Here is a 22753-nt window from a genome sequence, read left to right as displayed (position 1 = left end):
TACACTGATGAACCGAACCGCCCAGACCCAGCCCCACCGCCTATGCCTGCACCACGCCCCGCTCTCGTCACACACAAACTGCAATGGCTGCTTGGCGCCGTCGTCACACTGCTGCTGACCCTCACGATTCATCAGACCCTGAAACATGTCACCGAACTCTATGAGCGCGACACCCTCAACACGGCCGCCCGCTTGCGATCCCAGTTTCAGCAGATGGAGACCTTTCTCGAGGCCATGCGCGGCCAGGCCGAGGAGCGACTGCGCAGCAATCCGCAGTCGGCGCTGACCCGCCAGCTCTATGGCGCCCTGCAAGCCTCGCCGGAGAGGGGGTTCTCGCTGGACAAGGTGCCCGGCAACCTGCCCGAGGGGCTCAGCGGCAATCTGACCGGGCTGGGCCAGCTGCCGGCCCGGGGCAGCGAGCGGGAAGCCAGACTGCACCTGGCGCTGAGCCTCTCCCCCCTGCTCTCCACCACCAACAAGCTGCTGGGGGACAAGGTTGCCTGGATCTACTTCACAGGGGTGGATGACTTCATCTACCTCTACCCCTGGATCCCCTCCAGCCAGTTTCGCTTTCATCGCGCCATCTATCTGAAATCCTACTGGCAGGATGCCCTGAAACAACAAAACCCCAGCCAGCGCGCCATCGTATCGCGCCCTTATGAGGACTTTGCCGGGGAGGGACAGATGATCTCACTGTCGCAACCCATAGTGAAGGATCAGGTGCTGGTGGGCGTCATCAGCATAGATGTGCTGCTCTCGCGGCTCGAACAGCTGCTGGATGAGTCCACACCCGGCATCGGCAGCCTGTTTCTGGTCAATCAGCATCAGCAGATCCTGGCCAGCAATCATCAGGGAGCTGACTTTGTCCCAAAGTTCCAGGCCGAACGGGATAGCTACCAATGGCGCCAGGGCGCCTTTCAACTGGTCCACGCCATTCCCGATACCGGGCTCACCCTGATCCATCGCATCCCGCTGCTCTCCCTGTTGCAGGCCCTGCTCTGGCAATCTGCCCCGACCCTGATCGCCATCCTCTTCATGGTGCTGGCGGCGCTCTCCAGCCTCAAGTCCCACCGCCTGAACCGGCAGCTGGACTATCTCTCCAACCACGATGCCCTGACCGGCGCCTTCAACCGCCACTACTTCGACGAATTTGAACAGGCCCGAGCCCATGCCAGGGCGCGCGGCGTCGGGGTGATCATGTTCGATTGCGATCACTTCAAGCTGGTCAACGACCGCTTTGGTCACGAAGTCGGCGATCGGGTGCTGATCCAGCTGGTCAGGCTCTGCCAGAGCCAGACCAGAAAAGAGGATGCCCTGATCCGCTGGGGTGGCGAGGAATTTCTGCTGCTGGTTGCCAAGGGGTCCGAGCCGCTGGATCAGCTGACCGAGCGGTTGCGCCTGCAGATAGCCCGCCATCCGTGGGGCGAGATTGCGCCCACCCTGGCGGTCACCGTCAGCCTGGGCTATCACCACTGCGCCCCCGAGACACAGCTGCAGGAGGCGATCCGCCGGGCGGACGTGGCCCTCTATCGGGCCAAGGCCAACGGTCGCAACCGCAGCGAACGCTGGCAGGATGACGGCGCAAAAAACACCGGGTAAGCTGAACGCCTCACTCACCTCAGGAGAGACAAAGTGTCACGAAAACCCCGCGTGGGATTGGCTCTGGGCAGTGGCGCTGCCCGAGGATGGGCGCACATCGGCATCATACGGGCACTGGAGCGGCTCGGTGTCAAACCGGATCTGGTGGCAGGCTGCTCCATCGGCAGCTTCGTCGGCGCCGCCTATGCCGCGGGCGAGCTGGACAAACTGGAGTCCTGGGTGCGCGGCTTCAGCCGGCTGCAGGTGGTCGGCCTGCTCGATCCCGCCCTCTCCGGCGGCCTGTTTCGCGGTGAAAAGGTGTTCGGCATCGCCGCCAATCACTTAGGGGATCCCGCCATCGAGAGCCTGCCGCTGCCCTTCGCCTGCGTCGCCACCGAGCTGGATACCGGTCGCGAGATCTGGCTGCAACAGGGGCCGCTGCGCCAGTGCGTGCGCGCCTCCTGTGGCATGCCCGGCATACTGACCCCCACCCTGGTCGAGGATCGCTGGCTGGTGGATGGCGCCGTGGTCAACCCTGTGCCCATCTCGCTGGCCCGCGCCATGGGGGCCGAGGTGGTGATCGCCGTCAACCTCAACGCCGACATGCACCAGCCCTGGACCGACGAGCCAGACGAGCCCGTCAGCGGCAACCGCTTCAGCCAGTGGTTCAACCGGGGTGAGGGCCCCAACACCCCCGGCATGTGGAGCGTGATGACAGGCTCCATCAACATAATGCAGGAGCGGATCACCCGCGCCCGGATGGCGGGGGATCCCCCCGAGATCCAGCTCTGCCCGCGCCTTGGCAGCTTCTCCATCATGGACTTTCACCGGGCGGGTGATGCCATCAACGAGGGGGAGGCCTGCGTCGAGCGCAACGTGGAGCAACTCAAGGAGGAGCTCTCCCGCCTCGGCTTGATATGACGCCGGGTGCCAACCTGACGAGCCCATAAAAAAAGAGCGCCAACGGCGCTCTTTTTGCTTTCTTGCGGCAGGCAAGCCATCAGAACAGCCCCAGCCCTTTGAGCATGACGATCAGGATCAGCAGCGGCGACACATAACGAATGATGAAGAACAGCGGCTTGAGGATGGCCAGCTCCAGTTCACCGCCGTTGGTCAGCGCCTCCTTCATCCGCTCAAAGCCCCACACCCAGCCCACGAACAGGCAGAGGAAGATACCGCCAAGAGGCATCAATACGTTGGAGGAGACGAAGTCGAACAGGTCGAAGAAGGTCTTGCCGGCGATCTGCACCTCCGCCAGCGAGCTGTTGGAGAGCGCACAGGTCGAACCGACCGCCCCCAGCACCAGCAGGTTGAGCAGGGTCGCCTTGGGGCGGCTCATGTGGAAACGCTCGGACACCACAGAGACAGGCACTTCCAGGATGGAGAGCATGGCGCCCGTCGCCGCGATGGCAGAAAGCACGAAGAACAGCACCATGAACAGGTGGCCGAACGGAATGCTGGCAAACACAGCAGGAATGGTGATGAACAGCAGGGAGGGACCGGCGGAGGGCTCGAACCCGAAGGCGAACACGGCCGGGAAGATGGCGATCCCCGCCAGCATGGAGACGAACAGATCGGCGCACATCACCCGGAAGGTGGTGAGCGGAATGTTCTGATCATCCCGGAAGTAGCTGCCATAGGTCATCATGCAACCCATGCCGATGGAGAGCTTGAAGAAGGCCAGCCCCATGGCGGTCAGCACCACGCCGGCGGTGATCTTGGAAAAGTCCGGCGAGAACAGAAAATGCAGACCCTGGCTAGCACCCGGCAGGGTCAGACTGCGAATGCCGATCACCAGCAGCAGGATGAAGAGCACCGGCATCAGCTTCTTGGTGACCGCTTCGATCCCCTTGGAGACCCCCATCAGCAGTATGCCCCCCATCAGCGCCAGTACCAACCATTGCCAGAGCAGGCTCTGCAGCGGGTTGGTGATGAGTGCATTGAAGGCCGCGCCCGTGACCGCAGGGTCGGTCGACAGTATCTCGCCGCTGATGGCCTTGAAGATATAGGCGAACACCCAGGCCGCCACTTCGGAATAGAAGGACATGATGAGGAAGGCCGCGACCACCCCCATCAGGGCGATCAGCCACCAGGGCTGTCCCTTGGGACCCAGCTTGCTCAGGGTGGTCACCGCATCGGCCTTGCCCTTGCGACCCAGCATGATCTCGGAAATCATCACCGGCAGCCCCACCAGCAGGGTGGCAATCACATAGACCAGCAGAAAACCGGCGCCGCCGTTTTCACCCGTCAGGTAGGGAAATTTCCAGATATTGCCCAGCCCGACGGCTGAACCCAGGGTGGCGGCAAGGACACCGAATTTACTGGTAAAGCCATCTCTGGCCTGGGGAAGGATTTGACTCATGCTTGTCTCACTGTGCGCATCATGCGAAGGATAACCCTGATTTTAGGGCAGGAATTTTCTGAGGATTAATCCGACTTGCCAAGGTATTTTCGTGAAAAGCCTTGGTGAGAGCACACTTAGCCAAATTTAATTAAATGAAGTGGTTATTTGATGGATAAAAAAATGCCGCCTCAATGGCGGCATTTTTGTCAAAGCCCAATTAAATCAAGCCTTGGCAATATCGTCCGGACCGATCTGGCCAATTTCGGCGACTTTCTTGTCAGCCAGCAGCCAGAGGGTGAACTTGTGCAGCTCAGGGTGATGCGCCAGTGCCACCAGGAAGGCGCCACCTACTTCACGATAACCCAGTTCATAGTTCTTCAGGGTGGTCGGGGGAACGCCCAGCAGATCGGCAAACTTGGGACGGCTCAAACCGACCGCTTCACGGATCTGACGGATCTTCTTACCAACAGTTACGATATTTGAATTCATATTGTTCCATACTCCGTACGGCGGATTGACTCCACCTTTATTTTTCGCGACGACTCGTAGTCAAGTGTATCAGTTTTGAACGGACTCGTTATGGTCGAGCCTCTATCTTTAATCAGCGTCTTTCGACGACAACCCTTGCAAACATCGGGGATGGTAATCGCTCAACCGCCTCAGGTAAACAGTCTCGAAAAGAAACCTTTATTGTTGCTGCAGGAATAACTCGTATAATCCGCCAGCTATCCCTAAAGAGTAGGAACTCATGGCGCTCCCCGGCATAATCTCCTGTTTACACCCAGTTTCAACACCTGCAGAACTCACCCGCCAGTTGATGCAAGGCCAGCAGACACGCGCCGAAGCCTTCTGGTTGCCTGCCGCCATGCATGAGCAGGCGGCAGCGGTTTTGACTGCGCTCGATGACAAAAGCAGCCTGTTTATCGAACAGCCAGTGGCGGGGCTGACCCTGCGCAGTCACGATGGCGTCTTGCAACAAGACGGACATCTGCTGCTCGGCAATGGCCAGCGCCTTGCCCTTGCCAACGAGCAGGGCGACGGCGGTCTGGTACCCGAAAGCGGGCTCGCCGAGATGGCACTCTGGCTGGAAGCGGGTCACCGCCATTTTCGCTGTTCAGCTGCGGTTCAGCCCGTGGCACGGGCCATCCTCAACATCTGGCCCCTCGATCCCTACCTTGCCCGTCATTTTTTGCTCAGCTTCACACCCTTACTGTGCGAAGCAACCCAGGCCGATTATCTGGCGGTGTTCCAGACGAGGGAATCTCCCTCCATGGCGCAATCTGACTGGGTTCAGGCCTATATGAAACTCGAAAAGAAGCTGCACAGAGCCTATTTGGATCACTAATTAATTTGGATAAACAGCCAGTTATCCACACGACACAATTTGCCATATGGCTTATGTGTGAGCTTGATCATGTTTTGAAATCGGCATAGAGTGCGCCACGTCATCGGAATGACATCGGCTGTTCGTGAAGGGTTGAAGGCATTGCTTACGCTGCCACCCGCTCGCTTTGTGCACCAGGAATGTGTGCCTCCCGGATGGAACCGGGATCCCTGCCAGACTCAACGCTGTTGTTCGGCAGAGCCTGCAGCTTACATAAATTAAAAAGTGCGAAGCACGTGAACAACGTGCCATCTCAACGAGGATTTTTTTATGATGAAAATGGCTCCTTCCCTGATCGCCATCGCTATGGCTGCCATGGGTGCAACTGCAGCTCACGCCGCTGACGACATCTACTTCGGTGCCGGTGTCGGTGCTGCCCACTTCAACGGTCTGAACAAGATCGATGGCGGTGGTTACGCTGGTACTGAAGACGCGGCTGCTGCCAACGCCTTCGTAGGCTACAACTTCACCGAAAACTTCGGTACCGAATTCGGCTACCAGTACGCTGGCCGTGGCAACACCGAAGGTCTGCGTTACGAGAACCAGGGTGCCACCCTGTCCGGTATCGCTCGTCTGCCGCTGGGCGGCGACTTCTCTGCCTTCGCTGAAGGCGGCGCCTACTGGGCTCACACCGACGGTCTGGGCACCAGCGACACCAAAGTATCCCCGCTGGCTGGCCTGGGCGTGACCTACAAGGTCAACGACGCGCTGGATCTGCAAGCTCGCTACCGCTACATGTGGGACGTGGCTGACCTGCACGTAGGCGACGCTCCTGACGACGTACGCTACAAGTCCAACCAGAGCGTTGCGACCCTGGAAGCCGTATACCACCCGTTCCGTTCTTCCTACGTAGCGCCGGCTCCGGCTCCTGTTGTTGAAGAAGCTCCGGCTCCTGCCCCGCAGGTTGTCGAGAAGAACTTCGCGCTGAACTCCGACGTGCTGTTTGCCTTTGGCAAAGACAGCCTGAAGCCGGAAGGCGTTGCAGCCCTGAACGGTCTGTATCAGCAAATCGTTGAATTCCAGCCGAAAGATGGCAACGCTGTTGTCGTTGGTTACACCGACCGCATCGGTTCCGACGCTTACAACCAGAAGCTGTCCGAAGCCCGTGCCCGTACCGTTGCCAACTTCCTGGTGAGCAAGGGTATGGCTGCCAGCAAGGTTGCAGTAGAAGGTCGTGGCGAAGCCAACCCGGTTACTGGCACCAAGTGCAACGCCGTCAAGGCTAAAGCTCAGCTGATCTCCTGCCTGGCCCCGGATCGTCGCGTAGAAGTTCGCGTCTCTGGCGTACAAGAAGTTCAGAAATAATCTGACTCTGTTCAGATGATGCGAAAAGGGGATGCCACGGCATCCCCTTTTGTTTTCCCGCTTGCCATTGATTGACGGTAAACGCAGCAAGACGCGACACTTTCTGTCAAACCCTCTCCCCCGCCGCATGGCCTGCTTTTTCGCTCCAACCCGCACTACCGCTGGATATCTGTACAGAAACTTGATCAAAGCGAGTCAAAAGAATACAGTAACCCCGCTTGTAAGGTATTGGATGAACTATTAAAAGTGCTTCTTGTCCGGTTAGTTGTCCATGAAGCCAAGACTTCATGAGTATCCAGGAACCATCTCTTTTTTCATTCAAGCCAGCCGTGGTTCACCATGGAGGTCGCAGCTGAATTGTCACTTGTGGCCGGTATAACTGAAGAGTGCGCAGTACGCCCTAGCACGGCAAACTCAACGAGGATAAAACGATGAAAATGAAAATGGCACCCGCCCTGATTGCTCTGGCCATCGCGGCCATGGGAACTTCCACCGCTCAGGCAGCCAACGACTGGTACACAGGTATCGGCGCAGGTTGGGCTTATGGCCACGACCTGAACGACTTTGGCAAAGACGCTGACAAGGACGCCACCGCGCTCTCCCTGTTTGGCGGCTACAACTTCACCGAAAACTTCGGTGCCGAACTGGGCTACCTCTACGCCGGCAAGGGTGGCGTCGATGGCGTTGACTTCAAGACCCAGGGTGCCACCCTGTCCGGTCTTGCCCGTCTGCCGCTGAACGACATCTTCTCCGTGTTTGCAGAAGGCGGCGCCTACTTCAACCACGTCAACGGCAACGGCAGCAGCGACAACGGCACTGCGCCGCTGGCCGGTCTGGGCCTGACCGCCAAGCTCTCCGACCTCATCGATGTGCAAGCCCGCTACCGCTACATGTGGAACCTGGGTGATGAGCAGAAGACCTGGGAAACCAACATGAGCGTGGCCACCCTGGAACTGGTGATGCACCCGAACCGCACCTCTTATGTTGCCCCTGTCCCGGCACCGGCGCCCGAGCCGGTTCCTGAGCCCGTGGTCGTCGACAAGAACTTCGCCCTGAGCTCGGACGTGCTGTTTGCCTTCGGCAAATCCACCCTGAAACCGGAAGGCGTTGCCGCGCTCAATACCCTGTATCAGCAGATCGTCGACGTGCAGCCGAAAGATGGCAGCGCCGTGGTCGTTGGCTACACAGACCGCATCGGTTCTGACGCCTACAACCTGAAGCTGTCCGAAGCCCGCGCCCGCACCGTGGCCGACTTCCTGGTCGGCAAGGGTCTGCCTGCCGGCAAGGTCGCCATCGAAGGTCGTGGCGAAGCCAGCCCGGTCACCGGCACCCAGTGCAACGGCATCAAGGCCAAGGCACAGCTGATCGCCTGCCTGGCCCCGGATCGTCGCGTTGAAGTGCGCGTCACCGGCGTACAGGAAGTGAAACAGTAAGTCACTCAGGTGGCATAGGAAGGAGGCCTGATGGCCTCCTTTTTTATTGCCTCGGGATCACCGCTCATCCCCCCGTTTTGTGACCTCGTCCCACTCGTTGCAATTCCAAATACCACCTAAGTGGTTAAAAACCCTGTATCGCCTATAAATAGTGGTGGTTGTACACAACAGGGCTGGAGCCCTACGACACCAAACATCGACGAGGATACGCGATGAACATAAGACTGAAACCTGTTTGGATTGCATTGGCATTGGCGGCCACGGGCGCACAGGCGGCGCCGGACAACGACTGGTATGCCGGGGTCGGTGGCGGCTGGGCCATCGCCCACGACCTGGGTGATTTTGGCAAGGATGCGAGCAAGGACGCCACCGCACTCTCCCTGTTCGGCGGCTACAACTTCACCGAGAATCTGGGAGCCGAGCTCGGCTACCTGTCAACCGGTGACTGGGATGTGCAGGGCAATGACTTCAGCAGCCAGGGGGCCACACTATCGGTGATAGGCCGTTTGCCGCTTGGTGACATCTTCTCGGTATTTGCCGAGGGGGGCGGTTATATCTACCACGTCAAGTCCGTCAACGGCGGCGACAACAACCTGGCACCGCTGGCCGGCCTTGGCCTGACCGCCAAGCTGCACGACTGGGTCGACATCCAGGCGCGCTACCGCTACATGGTCCGGGTCGGCGACGATCCCGACAACGACAAGCTCAACAGCGGCACCCAGCGCTGGGTCAGCGATATCAGCACAGCCACTCTGGAGCTGGTGATCCACCCCAACCGCAGCAAACCGGTCGAACCTGTCGCGGCCCCTGCTGTCGTCCCACCGCCACCGCCCGCACCCGAGCCTGTGGATCAGACCTTCAACCTGAGCTCGGACGTGCTGTTTGCGTTTGGCAAGGCGGATCTGAAACCGGAGGGGATGCAGGCACTGGAGTCGCTCTATCAGCAGATAGTCGACGTGCAGCCCAAGGATGGCAGCGCAGTGGTGATGGGCTACACGGACCGTATCGGTTCGGATGCCAACAACCAGGCGCTGTCGGAGGCCCGCGCAAGCACGGTCGCCAACTTCCTGATTGGCAAGGGTCTGCCCGCCGACAAGGTCAGCATCCAGGGCAATGGCGAGAGCAACCCTGTCACCGGCAGCCAGTGTGATGCCATCAAGGCCAGGGCCGCGCTCATCGACTGCCTCGGGCCGGATCGCCGGGTAGAGGTCCGGGTCACCGGCACCCAGGGCGCCCCCGAGGCCCCTGCCGCTGAGCCGGTAGTGCAATAAGCCGCGCCAAACAACGAAGATAGCAGTCAGACGTGTGAGAAGCACCGGAAGGGGAAACCTGTGCAAGGTGCACAAAAAAGGGATGCCGAGGCATCCCTTTTGCTTTTCCCCTGCGCGAAGGATCAGAAGGAGGTGCGGCGATAGCGGCGGTATTCTGGTCGCCAGAAGTTCGCTTCTATGGCCTGCTCTATCACCTCGTCCGGGGTCTGCACCGCCTTGCCCTGCAGCATGGCGGTCTTGGCCACCATCTTGGCGATGTAGCGGGAGACCTGATGGATATCCGCCAGATCCGGCAGCAGCGAGCCCTCGGCCCCCTTCACCAGCGGCGAACACTCCGCCAGCGCCCGGCTGGCTGACATCAGCATGGCATCGGTCACCCGGGTGGCGCCGGCGGCGATGACGCCAAGGCCTATCCCCGGGAAGATGAAGGAGTTGTTGCACTGGGCGATGACGTAACGCTTGCCCTTGTACTCCACCGGTGCAAACGGGCTGCCGGTGGCTACCAGTGCCTGACCGTCGGTCCAGCGGATGAGATCGGCGGGGGTCGCCTCGACCCGCGAGGTGGGGTTGGAGAGCGGGAATATGATGGGGCGGGCACAGTGCTTGTGCATGGTCTTGACCACCTCTTCGGTGAACAGGCCCGGCTGGCCGGAGACCCCGATCAGGATATCCGGGCGACCGTGCTCCATCACCTCCAGCAGGGAGATGTTGTCCCCCACCGGCCAGTCGGCGATGCGATCCACCGGCTGGGAGAGGCGGCGCTGGAAGTCGAGCTGGTTGGGGATCTTGTCGGTGATGAGACCGAATCTGTCCACCATGAAGACCCGGCCACGGGCCTGGGCATCGGTCAGCCCCTCGGCTTTCATCTGCGCCACTATCTGCTCGGCGATGCCACAGCCCGCGCTGCCCGCCCCGAGGAAGGCGACCCGCTTCTCGGAGAGCTTGGCGCCGGAGGCCTTGCAGGCGGCGATCAGGCTGCCCAAGGTGACAGCGGCTGTGCCCTGAATGTCGTCATTGAAGCAGCAGAGCTCGTTCTTGTAGCGGTTGAGCAGCGGCATGGCGTTGTTCTGGGCGAAATCCTCGAACTGCAGCAGTATCTCCGGCCAGCGGCGCTTGACCGCCTGAATGAAGGCATCGACGAACTCGGCGTACTCTTCACCCGAGATGCGCGGGTTGCGCCAGCCCATGTAGAAGGGGTCATTCAGCAGTTGCTGGTTGTTGGTGCCCACGTCCAGCACCACCGGCAGGCAGTAGGCCGGGGAGATGCCGCCACAGGCGGTGTAGAGCGACAGCTTGCCGATGGGAATGCCCATGCCGCCGATGCCCTGATCGCCGAGACCCAGGATGCGCTCACCGTCGGTGACCACGATCACCTTGACGTTCTGCTTGGTGGCGTTTTGCAGCATGTCATCGATCCTGTCCTTGTCCGGATAGGAGATGAAGAGGCCACGGGCGCGGCGGTAGATGTTGGAAAACTCCTCGCACGCCTTGCCCACGGTCGGGGTGTAGATGACCGGCAGCATCTCGGTCAGGTGGTTGTGCAGCAGACGGTAGAAGAGCGTCTCGTTGGTATCCTGGATGTTGCGCAGGTAGATGTGCCTGTCCATGTCGTTGCCAAACGCCATGAACTGACGGTAGGCCCGCTCGGCCTGCTCTTCGATGGTCTCGATATTCTGGGGCAGCAAGCCTTCGAGGTTGAAGTTGCTGCGCTCTTCGCTGGTGAAGGCGCTGCCCTTGTTGAGCAGCGGGGTCTCCAGCAGGGCGGGACCGGCGTAGGGAATGTAGAGGGGGCGTTTCTGGTTATTATCTTCAAACATGGATCGGGTACCTAAACGATGGCCTGGACAAAGGAACCCGCCGATCCTATGGGCTTGCGCTATTAATTTCAAAGAGTTTGCACATCCGTTGCAAAAGGTTTGCGACCCTGGCGACGAAAGGCCCCTGGGGTCTGACCAGTGAGGCGGCGAAAGCGGTTGGCAAAGTTGGCACCGTCGCTGTAGCCGACCCGGCTGGCCAGCTCGCCGAGCGGCCAGTTGGTGTAGAGCAGCAGCTGGCGCGCCTTGTTCATCCGAAGCCCGGTGAGCCAGGCCATGGGCCCCATGCCGAATACCTGCTGGCAGAGCCGATGCAGATGGGGCACGGAGCAGGCCATCTGCCGGGCCAGCAGCGCCACGCTCCAGGGCTCGTCGAGGCGTGCCTCCACCCGCCGAAACAGCGCCTGCAACCTCAGCTCAGGGGTGCCGCGCACCTCCCCTTGCAGGGTTCGCTCAAGCAGCGCCAGCAACAGGCTGAGCAGCTGGGGTTGCAGGGGCGAACGCACTCCCTCCCCCTGCATCAGGCTGAGCAGGTGATAGAGCTGATCCCCCTCATCCCCCTGCCAGATGCGGTGGCCGAGCCGGTGCAAGTGCTGCCAGCGCGGCACGTCATCGAGCAAAATCCAGCTGGTCTGCCAGTGCTCGCCAATGAGCCGCAGCCCGCCCGGCACGGCGGCGGGCAGGAAGATGAGCGACCCGGCCGGAATCGGCTGCTCCCCCTCGTCGCTCAGCAGGGCGCCCCCCTCGTCGTGACTCACCATCAGGATGTGAAACTCGGGCCGGTTGCGACGAATGAGATAGTGATCCCGGATGTTCGAAAGCCCGGTCAGAAAGATGCCCGCCTCGCCGAGCAGGGGCAGTCCCTCACGGCCCAGCATCCGCTCCTCGCAGGCCGGGGCTATCTCCAGACACTCGCTGACAAATGCCATAACGCCTCAACAGGATAGTTTTGAACAAGAAACCCGAGAGGGGCTCACAGTGGAACCGCTCGCCACTGCCCCTATCATACCCATGACAAACCTTGCTTTTCACATACCCGGTTAACATAAATGAATTATTGGCAAGCGATTTTAAAACAAACCACCGATCGTGAGTTCATGACGCGACTGTGGCGGCTGGCCCTGCCAGTGTCGCTGCAATCCATGATGTTCTCCCTGCTCGGCCTCATCGACATCATGATGGTGAGCCAGCTTGGCACCACGGCTGTGGCGGCGGTCGGCTTGGGTAACCGGGTCTTCTTCTTCAATCTGCTGGTGATAGCGGGACTCTCGGGCGGGGTCTCGGTGTTGGCGGCGCAATATTACGGTCGCGGCGAGCTGGCCGGAGTGCGCCGCGCCCTGGCGCTGGCGCTGGTGGGGGCCCTGCTGGTGAGCCTGCCGTTTGCCCTCATCTATCTGCTCGCGCCGGGCAGCGTGCTCGGCTTTGCCAGCCAGGAACCCGAATTGCGCGCCCTCGCCGACCAGTTTCTGATGATCACAGGCGCCACCATCCTCTGTACCGCCATAGTCGTGCCGCTGGAGGCGGCGCTGCGTTCGGTCGGCAATGCCGCCGCCCCCACCCGCATCGGTATCATCGCCATCATCGCCAACGTCATCCTCAACTACGCCCTCATCTTCGGCAATTTCGGCTTCGAGGCCATGGGGGTCGCGGGCTCGGCCTGGGGCACCACGATTTCACGGCTGCTGCAGACGGCGCTGCTGCTTGCCTATGTGTGGCGGCAGGAACCCCGCCTCATCCCGCGCAGACAGGACTGGTGGGACGCCTTTCGGCGCAAGGAGGTGGTGCGCTTCACCCTGATCGCCCTGCCGCTCTTGTTCCACGACGGGCTCTGGGCCTTCGGCATGCTGCTCTACGGCTTTCTCTACGCCCATCTGGGCACGGATTCGCTGGCCATCATGACCACGCTGGGGACGCTCGAGAGTATCCTCATCTCCCTCTTCTTCGGGCTGGCGGTGGCCTGCTCCACCCTGCTCGGCCACCGGCTCGGGGCCGAGGAGTACGACATAGCCTGGCAGCACTCCCAGCTGTTCCTGCTGCTGGCGCCCATCGGCGCCCTGCTGGTGGGGATTGCGGTCTGGCTGATGCAGACCCAGCTGCTGCAGTGGGTCGGCAACCTGCCGGGCGAGCTGATGGGAGAGGCGGGTCAGGTGCTCGCCATCATGTGTCTGGGCATGCTGCTCAAGGTGTTCAACATGGTGGGGATTATCGGGGTGCTGCGCTCCGGCGGCGACGTGAACTACAGCATCGTCATCGACATCATCGCCATGTGGTGTATCGGCCTGCCGCTCGCCTGGGTGGCGGTCAGCCTGCTCGGCTGGCCTCTCTCCTGGGTGGTGGCCGTGGTGCTGCTGGAGGAGCTGTGCAAGGTGCTGCTGGTGCAGCGCAGGATCCGCCAGCGCCGCTGGCTCAGAAATCTGGTGATAGGATAAGGGGACGCAGAAAGCGGCAAAATGCGGGGTCATATCAATGACAGAAAATCCCGCTTTGCAGTATGCTGCCCCCCTCTTCAATCAGAGACAGGGCGCCGCCATGTGCAAGTGTCCAATGCCCTGTCCCCTAGTCGTTTAAGGAGACGAGCATGCAACCACAGAAAGAGCTGATCACCGAGACTGCCCTGCTGGAGATGGCCAACGGCATCATCACGAGCCACGAAGACTTCATCCACGGCATGCGCGCCGACTCGGTGGAGCAGAAGGGGGATATTCTGGTGTTCAAGGGGGAGTTCTTCCTGGCCGAAGATGGCACCCCGACCGGCAAGACAATGGCGGTGTTCAACATGTTCAAGCTGCTGGCCCAGCAGCTCTCCGGCAAGTACCAGCTGAGCTGATCCCTCCCTTGCCCGTGACCAACAGATGCCGCCCTCAGGCGGCATCTGTCTGTATGGCGGCAGGCTGTGCCGGCTTGCCGGCCAGCTCCCCCACCACGCAGTTGCGCCCCGCCATCTTGGCCATGTAGAGGCACTCGTCCGCCCGATTGAGCAGATCCTCGACCCCCTCGCCGCGCTGGGCCAGGGTCAGGCCGATACTCACAGTCACCTCCAACAGCTCATCCGAGGTAGGGCTCTTCACCAACCGCGCCTCCACCGCCACCCGCAGCCGCTCCGCCACCCGCTTCGCCTGGATCAGATCGCCGCAGTTGGGCAGCAGGATGGCAAACTCCTCGCCGCCATAACGTCCCAGCACCATGCCGGGTTCCAGCTGCTCCGCCAGAGTCGCCGCCACCTCCTTGAGTACCGCATCCCCCGCCAGATGGCCGAAGGTATCGTTGATGCGCTTGAATCTGTCCAGATCCAGCAACAGCACGGCAAAGGGCGCCTGCTTGCGGATCATGTTCATCCTGGCCTTCTCCAGCCGCTTCATCAGCAGGCGGCGGTTCATCATGCCGGTCAGCTCGTCCGTGGTGGACTCCCGATAGAGCTGCAGCAGCATGTTGAGCTGACCGCACTGCACCCAGCTGCTGGCCAGGGCAAACAACGCCAGCAGCCAGATCTGGTTGAGGGTCTGCACGCTCCAGAGCGGCTGCCCCACCAGCAGCCAGTTGCCGGCCAGCATGGTGACCAGAATACCCCCCGCCAGCTGCAGGCCGAGGGAGAGCGGAATGGGGAAGATGGCAAACAGACTGACGAGCAGATAGGGGAAGGCCATGTAGCCCGCCTGCAGCTCCTGATCCGCGCCGAAACTGTGCAGGCAGATGAGGGAGAACAGCATCATCACCGCCATCAGATAGCCCAGCGCCAGCTTCATGCGCTCGCGCCTGAAATGGATGAGGTAGGAGAAGGGGATGAGCGGAGAGAGGGCCAGCAGGCAGAAGATCCTGGCCTGAAGCAGTTCATCGAACTGGGCGGAGGGCAGGGTCAGCCAGTCCACCAGAGCCCAGGCGGGCAGTCCCGCCATCAGCAGGCAGGTGAGCAGGCGCAGACGCACCGTCATTAAGCCCATGCGGGTCAGGGTAAAATCTTCGGAGTGGGCACGGGCACTCCAGAACTCCGACAACTTCAGCATCCAGAGCCTCCAAATCTCGACAGAGGGCTCATTCTACGCCGCACGGGCTCAAAATCCTATGCAACCGGCGCCATTTCAGGGCGAGCGCCGTCACACAAACCGGCGGATCATAATCGCCACGCGCAAACGTTTCAACCCATGGAAAAATAAACCGGTTTCAGCCCGAATTAGCGCTGGTCAGCCCGCTCTCAATCACTAAAATAGCGCCCAATTTTCTCCCCCCGCCCCCACACATTCGAGGTATTTATGGAACAGGCTGCCGCCGTCCGCGCAACCCCAGAGGCCCATCCTCCCAGGCGAGCCCACAGCGAACTGGTCTACGGCATAGACGATGTCCCGCCCCTGCCCCAGACCCTGTTCGCCGCCCTGCAGCATATGCTCGCCATGTTTGTCGCCATCATTACCCCGCCCCTCATCATCGCCAATGCCCTCGGCCTCCCTGCCGCCGACACCCGTTACATCGTCTCCATGTCGCTGGTCATGTCCGGCATCGCCTCCTTCATCCAGACCCGCCGCTTCGGCCCCATCGGCTCCGGCCTGCTGTCGGTGCAGGGCACCAGCTTCAACTTCCTCGGCCCCATCATAGCCTCCGGCCTCGCCCTCAAGCAGGCCGCCATGCCCACCGAGGATCTGCTGGGCACCCTGTTCGGCACCATGCTGGTGGCCGCCCTCACCATGGTGGTGATGAGCCGCTTCCTGCATCTGGTCAAACGGGTGATCACCCCGCTGGTGACCGGCATAGTGGTGCTGCTGATCGGCCTGACCCTCATCAAGGTGGGCCTCATCAGCATGGGGGGTGGCTATGCCGCTCTCTCAGATGGCAGCTTCGCCAGCCACAGCAACCTCTTCCTCTCCCTGCTGGTGCTCGGCCTTATCGTGCTGCTGCAACGCAGCCGCAATCCCTGGCTGCGCCTCTCCGCCATCATGATCGCCATGCTGGCGGGCTATGCCGTGGCACTGCTGCTGGGCAAGGTCACGGCCCCCACCTTCGACGGCCCCCTGGTGATGGTGCCCATTCCCCTGCACTACGGGCTCGGCTTTGACTGGCAGCTGTTCGTACCGCTCGCCATCATCTTCGTGGTGACGGCGCTGGAAGCCATCGGCGACATGACGGCCACTTCTGACATCTCGGGCGAGCCGCTGGAAGGGCCCGTCTACATGGCGCGGATCAAGGGCGGCGTGCTGGCCGACGGCGCCAACTCCATGCTGGCGGCGCTCTTCTCCACCTTCCCCATGTCCACCTTCGCCCAGAACAACGGCGTCATCCAGCTGACCGGGGTGGCCAGCCGCCACGTCGGCCTCTTCATCGCCGCCATGCTGGCCCTGCTCGGCCTGTTCCCGGCTGTCGCGAGCCTGGTGCAGCAAATACCTGAACCCGTGCTGGGCGGTGCCACCATCGTCATGTTCGGCACAATCGCCGCGGCCGGGGTACGCATCATCTCCCGCGAGGAGCTGGACAGGCGTGCCCTCATGATACTGGCGGTGTCCCTCGCCATGGGACTGGGGGTCGCCCAGGTGCCCGAGGTGCTGCAACACCTGCCGGATCTGGCTCGAAGCGTGCTCTCCTACGGCGTCGCCACCGGCGGCCTCACCGCCATCATCATGAACCTGCTGCTGCCCAAACGCGCCGCCGCACAGATCTGATCACCTCGTCAACGAACAGGTAGAGCCCCGCCGTGCGGGGCTTTACCTCCTCCCCCGTCGCGGGTAGTGTGCTGGGCAGCCTTTTCCCAAGGATGCCGTCATGCCCTATATCCTGCTATCTCCCCTCCCCGGCACCAATTCCCCCGCACAGATACTGACGCAAGAGCAGCACTGGCTGCGGGAGTGTGCCCGTGACCGCCAGCCCAGCGCCCACCTCTGGCAGGCGCCCCAGAGCCTCATCGTTACCCGCAAGGACATGCGCCTGCCACGCTATCAGGCGGCCTGCGAGCAGCTTGCCGCCGAGGGCTGGCCGGTTTATGTGCGCGACAGCGGCGGCACAGCCGTGCCCCACGGCGCCGGCATACTCAACCTCTCCTTGCTGCTGCCCCGCACCACCACGGATCTTGGCCACTACTACCATCTGCTGGGCGCCCCCCTGCTGACCCTGCTGGCGGAGTTCGGCCTTGAGGGAAACTATGACTTCGTGCCCGGTTCCTTCTGCGACGGCCAGTACAATCTGGTGATCGGGGGTCGCAAGATCACCGGCACAGCTCAGCGCTGGCTGGCACCGGGCCAGGATCACAACGGCGCCGTGCTGGCCCAAGCCATGCTGCTGGTGGCGGGGGATGTGGACGAGGGCACCCGGATGGCGAGCCGTTTCTACGAGCTGGCGGGCGGGGAGCTGCGTTTTGCACCCGGCACCTCCACCACGCTGGCACAACAGATCCATTGGCAGGGGAGTGAGGAGGCTCTGGTGAATAGCGTGCGAGGGCGGCTGGCACGACTGTTGACTGAGAGTCATATGCCCTCCCTCTGAGCAAGGATGAGAGCCTGACGCACCATAAAAAAAGCCACGACAGCAGTCGTGGCTTTGCTTTTTTCAACGCGGATAAGGTCAGGCCGTCTGCGGCTCCGGCTCCGGCTCGGCTTCGCCATCCAGATCCCGGCTGAAGTAGGCGCGAGTCTCGGCGATCACCACGTGGCGCAGACCGATGAGGCCGATAAGGTTCGGCACCGCCATCAGACCGTTGACGATATCGGCCAGCAGCCAAATCATGTCCAGATGGAGGAAAGCGCCGCTCGCCACCAGCACCAGATAGATGAGGCGATAGGGCTTGATCGCCTTGACCCCGAACAGGTACTCGGTGCAGCGCTCGCCGTAGTAGTTCCAGCCGAGGATGGTGGTGAAGGCGAAGAACAGCAGCCCTATGCTCACCAGATACTGGCCTATGTGAGCATCCAGCCCCTGGGCAAAGGCCTGGCTGGTCATGGCGGCGCCGCTCAAGTCCCCGCTCCACACCCCTGTCACCACCAGGGTCAGGCCCGTCATGGTGCAGATGATGAGGGTGTCGATGAAGGTGCCCGTCATGGAGACCAGCCCCTGCTCCACGCAGGAATCCGTCTTGGCCGCCGCCGCCGCTATGGGGGCAGAGCCCAGCCCTGACTCGTTGGAGAAGACCCCGCGCGCCACCCCGGACTGAATGGCCAGCATGATGCCGGCGCCGACGAAGCCGCCGGTGGCGGCGTGGCCGGTAAAGGCGCTGCCTATCACCAGACCTATAGCCTCGGGCAGGGCGCCGGCGTTGTTCACCAGCACACCGCCACAGGCGAGTATGTAGAAGATGGCCATGAAGGGCACCACCTTGCTCGACACGCTGGAGATGGACTGAATACCCCCCAGAGTCACCAGCGCCACTATCAGGGTCAGCACCACGGCGGTCGCCTCGCGGGGCACAGAGAAGGAGAGGCTCATGGCGTCTGAGATGGCGTTGACCTGGGGGAAGGTGCCTATGCCGAAAAAGGCCACCCCTATGCCGAACAGGGCGAACAGCTTGGCCAGCGGCTTGGAGCCGAGCCCCTTCTCCAGATAGTACATGGGGCCGCCCGCCATCTGGCCGTTGGCATCCTGCTCGCGGTATTTGACCGCCAGCAGACACTCGGCGTACTTGGTGGCCATGCCGAACAGGGCCGCCATCCACATCCAGAACAGGGCGCCCGGGCCGCCAAGCTTGATGGCGGTGGCGACCCCGACTATGTTGCCGGTGCCTATGGTGGCGGAGAGCGCGGTGCAGAGCGCCCCGAAGCTGGAGACATCCCCCTGCTTGCCCTGGCCCTGATCGCGGCCAAATACCAGCCTGAGGGCGAGCGGTAAGCGCACGACCTGAAGCAGACCCAGACGCAGGGTGAGATAGAAACCTGTCCCGACCAGCAGGGCAAGCAGGGGCGGACCCCAGATAAAGCTATCGATGGCGGTTAACGCCGATTGAATTGATGACATGCATCCTCCTTAAAAAACAAAAATTAAGGAGGAGAAGGATGATCTTCCCATAGGTGTCGCGATCGGCCGGAGGCGATCGGATGCAGGCCAAGAATTTGTTCACGCTCTTGCTGCGAGGCCGTGATCAAGGCTCATGTGCTGCCAGGAATCCTCACGTATATCCATACGCTCAGGTTCCTGCGCTGCTCTTTACCTTGCTGACGACCTCTCGTGACAGATAGTGAACAATTCCAAGCTCAGGTACAACCATCCCATCCCCTCTGTCCTTTTGCCTGAGAGTTTCCGGCGCCAGCCTGCCCTTGCGGGTCGTCATGGTGCCTTGCTCCTTCGGCGCCCGATCTAACGGGTCTCTCCAGAGTATCGTCCAGTAGCAGTCCACACCGGTTGCCCGGTACCTGAAAGATTCACTTCTTCGGTGGATGGTCCCCCATCGCTCTCCTGCTACCTTCATCCGAACTAGTTTGGATTAGGAAGCGGGCATGTTAATCCAAAAAATGTGAGCTGTCTCCCACTCGGCCGACCCGCTGCACCACTTTTTTCCCGCCTCGGCCACCACGGGGAGATATGTTATTTGTTCGTTAACTATCAATAGCTTAACGACGCCATGTTGAGCGACCCTCGATAAGGCTGCGCCACCAGGTCGCATATCAGGATGATCTTTCGTCTCGACCAGAAAAACTTGCCAACATATCCAATCAAAATGCTTGCACAGAAACGCAATAGGCCGATAATCCCGCGCATAACTAAGCACTTTGCGATGGAGTTATGCATTGTGTCTGGTTGGTCCCTCCGGACCACTCGCCTGAGCCGGCCGCTGCCGTCTCAACAAACCAAGGCTAGGGCAAATCTGCCCCCTAAGGACTTTCAAAAGAGAATGAACGAGACCCTGATCGCACAAGACTACCGTCAGCTGGTTGAACAATTCGGCTCCCCCCTGCTGCTGCTCGACAAGGCAGCCGTCCGCAAACAGTATCGGGCCCTGGCGGCCGCCCTGCCCGATGTGCGATTGCACTATGCACTCAAACCCCTGCCCCACGAGGCCGTGGTCTCTGTCTTGAAGGAAGAAGGGGCCTGTTTCGATCTGGCCACCAATGGCGAAGTGGATCTGGTGCGCAGCCAGGGGGTTCGCCCGGGACGCTGTATTCATACCCATCCCATCAAGCGCGACAGCGACATTCGCTATGCGCTCGAGTTCGGCTGCACAGTGTTTGTCTACGACAACCCGCTGGAACTGGAAAAATTCATTCCCTACAAGGACGAAGTCAAGCTGCTGCTGCGAGTCAGCTTCCCGAACCCGGAGACCAAGGTCGACCTCTCCAAGAAGTTCGGCTGCACTCCGGAGCAGGCGCTGCCGCTGCTGCAACTGGCCCACGCCAAAGGCATCAAGGTGATGGGGCTGTCGTTCCACGTCGGCTCCCAGGTGCCCCACGCCCGTCGCCATGTGCAGGCCATCGATGCCTGCCGCGAGATCATGGAGCAGGCCTGGGAGCTGGGTCTCAAGCCCTGGGTGCTGGATATCGGCGGCGGTTTCCCGGTGGATTATGAGGGGGACGAGTTCGACATCGACGGCTTCTGCACCCCGATCCGCGCCGCGCTGGCCAAGCTGCCGGCCACGGTGCAAAAGATTGCCGAGCCGGGCCGCTTCATCAGCGCACCGGCCATGACCTCCGTCTCCAGCGTGATGGGCAAGGCCCACCGCGGTGACAAGATCTGGTACTACCTGGATGACGGTCTCTACGGCAGCTACAACGGCCAGCTCTATGACCACGTCACCTACCCGGTGAGCACGCCGCTGGCCCGTGGCGAGCTGCACAACTCTGTGCTCTCGGGCCCAACCTGCGACAGCGTGGACGTGATCCGCGAGGGCATAATGCTGCCGGATCTCGCCATCGGCGAGCTGGTGGTGGGCCGGGTGATGGGAGCCTACACCTGGGCCTCGGCCTCGACTTTCAACTTCTTCCCCAAGGCGAGCATCCTCATTCTGGACAGCAGCCAACAAGGGCAGAAGCTGGTGGCGGTCGCCTGACGCGCCAGGGCGACGCAGATAACAAAGAGGGGAAGCGCAAGCTTCCCCTCTTTCATTTCCCCCGTATCGGTCAGATAAACTGACTGGCCAGCAGCCAGCCTGTGTAGGCCACGAAGCAGGCGAGCAGCAGGCCCCCTTCCAGCCGGTTGATCCGCCCCTGCCCCTTGCGGCCCAGACACATCACCAGCAGCAACAGGGTCAGTCCCATCATGATGCTCCAGTCACGGCTGAGCACCTCGGGCGCTACATCGAGCGGGTGTATGCCAGCCGCGATCCCCACCACAGCCAGGGTATTAAACAGGTTGGAGCCGAGCACGTTGCCAAGGGCCAGATCGTGCTCATTCTTGCGAATAGCGATGAGGGACGAGGCGAGCTCAGGCAGCGAAGTGCCGACAGCCACTATGGTGAGACCAATCACCAGATCGCTGATGCCGAGCGCCTGGGCTATGGTCACTGCGCCCCACACCAGCAGGCGGGAGGCGCCGATCAGCAGTACCAGGCCGACGATGAGCCAGAGGATGGCGCGCTTGAGGGACATGCCTTCGCTGCTGATGTCATCCTCGGTGTCCGTGTCGAGCGCATCCCCCTTGCCCCGCATGCCGGCCCAGATGGACCAGCCCATCAATCCCAGAAAGGTGGCCCCCAGGATCAGGGCATCCGTGCCATCGAGCCGACCATCGAGCAGCAGGGCGCCGGAGAGCAGGGTGATGCCGAGCAGGATCGGGATCTCCTTGCGCACCACCTGGGAGGCCACAGCGATGGGGCTGATCAGGGCGGTCAGACCCAGGATCAAGGCGATGTTGGTGATGTTGGAGCCATAGGCGTTGCCGAGCGCGAGCCCGGGGTTGCCCTGGGAAGCCGCCAACGCGGAGACCACCATCTCGGGGGCCGAGGTGCCAAAGCCGATGATGACCATGCCGATCAGCAGCGGCGGCATGCCGGCATAACGGGCGGTCGCGGCGGCGCCGTCCACAAATTTATCCGCACTCCAGACCAGCAGCGCCAGTCCGGCAATCAGGGCAACAACAGCCAGGGTCATAACGTCTCCATCCCATCGCCTGCAAACAACAGAGCCAGGCACTGTGCCTGGCTCTGTCCAGAAGTGGGCCCAGTGTAGCGGGCCGACTTCCCATTTCAAGGGAAAATCAAACGCCGATTGATATTTTACAGCGCCGCCAGCAGGCTCCCGGCATCCGAGACCTCGAACTTGCCCGGCGCCTCCACGAACAGCTGCTCGACCACGCCATCGTTGGCGATGAGGGCAAAGCGCTGGGCACGGATACCGCCGAAGGCCCCCGTCTCCTTGGCAAGGCCAAGCGCCCGGGTCCAGCTGCCGTCGCCATCGGCCAGCATAGTGATGGCGTCGGCATTCTGGGCCGTCTGCCACGCCTTCATCACGAAGGCATCGTTGACCGACAGACAATAGAGGGCATCGACACCCTTGGCCCTGAACTCGTCGGCCAGCACCACATAACCGGGCAGGTGGGCGTTGGAGCAGGTGGGGGTGAAGGCGCCCGGCACGGCAAACAGCACCACCTTCTTGCCCGCAAACAGGGCCTGGCTATCCTGCACCTGCTTGCCTTCCTGGGTGATGAAGGTGAATTCGCCCAAAGGCAGGGATTGGCCTATCGCTATCATGATCTCTCGTCCGTGGTGGAGGTAGGGAGCCACAGTC

19 protein-coding genes and 1 riboswitch are annotated in these 22753 nt (G+C 61.5%); of the genes, 11 read left to right on the top strand and 8 right to left on the bottom strand.

From position 1 onward, the window contains the following. Positions 1 to 42 precede the first annotated feature (42 nt). Positions 43 to 1599, top strand: a complete 1557-nt coding sequence (locus tag AACW87_RS05770; RefSeq protein ID WP_241324441.1) for a sensor domain-containing diguanylate cyclase — start codon at positions 43 to 45, stop codon at positions 1597 to 1599. A 33-nt stretch (positions 1600 to 1632) separates the two neighbouring features. Then, entirely contained in the window at positions 1633 to 2499 is an 867-nt protein-coding gene (rssA, locus tag AACW87_RS05765; RefSeq protein WP_043134615.1) for a patatin-like phospholipase RssA, read from the top strand. 79 nt (positions 2500 to 2578) lie between these two features. Here rssA and AACW87_RS05760 read toward each other — a convergent pair whose 3' ends face one another. Next, positions 2579 to 3940: a sodium-dependent transporter gene (locus AACW87_RS05760; protein ID WP_043134613.1), complete on the bottom strand. Its 1362-nt coding sequence runs from the start codon at positions 3938 to 3940 to the stop codon at positions 2579 to 2581. A 204-nt stretch (positions 3941 to 4144) separates the two neighbouring features. Then, complete coding sequence (locus tag AACW87_RS05755) at positions 4145 to 4411, bottom strand: helix-turn-helix domain-containing protein (protein WP_005298604.1); 267 nt, start codon at positions 4409 to 4411, stop codon at positions 4145 to 4147. A 259-nt stretch (positions 4412 to 4670) separates the two neighbouring features. Here AACW87_RS05755 and AACW87_RS05750 point away from each other — a divergent pair, with 259 nt between their 5' ends. The 4 genes from AACW87_RS05750 (at position 4671) to AACW87_RS05735 (ending at position 9315) form a co-directional block, all read left to right on the top strand. Continuing rightward, positions 4671 to 5267, top strand: a complete 597-nt coding sequence (locus AACW87_RS05750; RefSeq protein WP_241324440.1) for a hypothetical protein — start codon at positions 4671 to 4673, stop codon at positions 5265 to 5267. A 309-nt stretch (positions 5268 to 5576) separates the two neighbouring features. Next, the gene (locus AACW87_RS05745) at positions 5577 to 6611 is read left to right on the top strand and encodes an OmpA family protein (RefSeq protein ID WP_241324439.1); all 1035 of its coding nucleotides are present in this window, start codon (positions 5577 to 5579) and stop codon (positions 6609 to 6611) included. Positions 6612 to 7042: 431 nt separating this feature from the next. Beyond that, positions 7043 to 8044 (top strand): porin OmpAII, encoded by a 1002-nt coding sequence (gene ompAII / locus AACW87_RS05740; protein ID WP_103471339.1) that lies wholly within the window; start codon positions 7043 to 7045, stop codon positions 8042 to 8044. 212 nt (positions 8045 to 8256) lie between these two features. After that, on the top strand, positions 8257 to 9315 hold the full coding sequence (locus AACW87_RS05735; RefSeq protein WP_241324438.1) for an OmpA family protein: 1059 nt from the start codon (positions 8257 to 8259) through the stop codon (positions 9313 to 9315). A gap of 122 nt (positions 9316 to 9437) precedes the next feature. On the opposite strand, the gene AACW87_RS05730 is transcribed toward AACW87_RS05735, so the two are convergent. Both AACW87_RS05730 and AACW87_RS05725 read right to left on the bottom strand, forming a co-directional pair. After that, entirely contained in the window at positions 9438 to 11132 is a 1695-nt protein-coding gene (locus AACW87_RS05730; protein WP_241324437.1) for an NAD-dependent malic enzyme, read from the bottom strand. A 68-nt stretch (positions 11133 to 11200) separates the two neighbouring features. Then, positions 11201 to 12058, bottom strand: a complete 858-nt coding sequence (locus AACW87_RS05725; RefSeq protein WP_241324436.1) for a helix-turn-helix transcriptional regulator — start codon at positions 12056 to 12058, stop codon at positions 11201 to 11203. A gap of 120 nt (positions 12059 to 12178) precedes the next feature. Here AACW87_RS05725 and AACW87_RS05720 point away from each other — a divergent pair, with 120 nt between their 5' ends. Together AACW87_RS05720 and AACW87_RS05715 are read left to right on the top strand one after the other, a co-directional pair. Continuing rightward, on the top strand, positions 12179 to 13558 hold the full coding sequence (locus AACW87_RS05720; protein ID WP_241324435.1) for an MATE family efflux transporter: 1380 nt from the start codon (positions 12179 to 12181) through the stop codon (positions 13556 to 13558). A gap of 149 nt (positions 13559 to 13707) precedes the next feature. Continuing rightward, the gene (locus tag AACW87_RS05715; protein ID WP_098984710.1) at positions 13708 to 13956 is read left to right on the top strand and encodes a DUF2498 family protein; all 249 of its coding nucleotides are present in this window, start codon (positions 13708 to 13710) and stop codon (positions 13954 to 13956) included. Positions 13957 to 13990: 34 nt separating this feature from the next. Here the strand turns inward: AACW87_RS05715 and AACW87_RS05710 are convergent, their stop codons facing one another. Continuing rightward, positions 13991 to 15130 carry a GGDEF domain-containing protein gene (locus tag AACW87_RS05710; RefSeq protein ID WP_241324434.1) on the bottom strand — a complete coding sequence of 380 codons (1140 nt, stop codon included), beginning with the start codon at positions 15128 to 15130 and terminating at the stop codon, positions 13991 to 13993. A gap of 246 nt (positions 15131 to 15376) precedes the next feature. Here AACW87_RS05710 and AACW87_RS05705 point away from each other — a divergent pair, with 246 nt between their 5' ends. Together AACW87_RS05705 and AACW87_RS05700 are read left to right on the top strand one after the other, a co-directional pair. Then, the gene (locus tag AACW87_RS05705) at positions 15377 to 16774 is read left to right on the top strand and encodes a nucleobase:cation symporter-2 family protein (protein WP_241324433.1); all 1398 of its coding nucleotides are present in this window, start codon (positions 15377 to 15379) and stop codon (positions 16772 to 16774) included. Positions 16775 to 16874: 100 nt separating this feature from the next. Continuing rightward, positions 16875 to 17591: a lipoyl protein ligase domain-containing protein gene (locus AACW87_RS05700; protein WP_241324432.1), complete on the top strand. Its 717-nt coding sequence runs from the start codon at positions 16875 to 16877 to the stop codon at positions 17589 to 17591. 78 nt (positions 17592 to 17669) lie between these two features. On the opposite strand, the gene AACW87_RS05695 is transcribed toward AACW87_RS05700, so the two are convergent. Continuing rightward, positions 17670 to 19052 carry an alanine/glycine:cation symporter family protein gene (locus AACW87_RS05695; protein WP_241324431.1) on the bottom strand — a complete coding sequence of 461 codons (1383 nt, stop codon included), beginning with the start codon at positions 19050 to 19052 and terminating at the stop codon, positions 17670 to 17672. A gap of 250 nt (positions 19053 to 19302) precedes the next feature. Then, a riboswitch (glycine riboswitch) is annotated at positions 19303 to 19418 on the bottom strand. Positions 19419 to 19926: 508 nt separating this feature from the next. Between AACW87_RS05695 and AACW87_RS05690 the strand changes: the two genes are divergently transcribed. Next, positions 19927 to 21078 carry a type III PLP-dependent enzyme gene (locus AACW87_RS05690; RefSeq protein ID WP_241324430.1) on the top strand — a complete coding sequence of 384 codons (1152 nt, stop codon included), beginning with the start codon at positions 19927 to 19929 and terminating at the stop codon, positions 21076 to 21078. A gap of 70 nt (positions 21079 to 21148) precedes the next feature. Here the strand turns inward: AACW87_RS05690 and AACW87_RS05685 are convergent, their stop codons facing one another. Beyond that, complete coding sequence (locus AACW87_RS05685; RefSeq protein ID WP_098984716.1) at positions 21149 to 22117, bottom strand: calcium/sodium antiporter; 969 nt, start codon at positions 22115 to 22117, stop codon at positions 21149 to 21151. A gap of 125 nt (positions 22118 to 22242) precedes the next feature. Further along, positions 22243 to 22716, bottom strand: coding sequence for a peroxiredoxin (locus tag AACW87_RS05680; RefSeq protein ID WP_043134592.1), 474 nt, complete (start codon positions 22714 to 22716; stop codon positions 22243 to 22245). Positions 22717 to 22753 lie beyond the last annotated feature (37 nt).

The sequence above is a fragment of the Aeromonas sp. MR7 genome (genome assembly GCF_963899385.1).
Taxonomy (GTDB): Bacteria; Pseudomonadota; Gammaproteobacteria; order Enterobacterales; family Aeromonadaceae; genus Aeromonas; species Aeromonas bestiarum.
The sequence above is the reverse complement of the archived record's forward strand: the minus strand, read 5'-3'. Positions and strand labels throughout refer to the sequence as shown.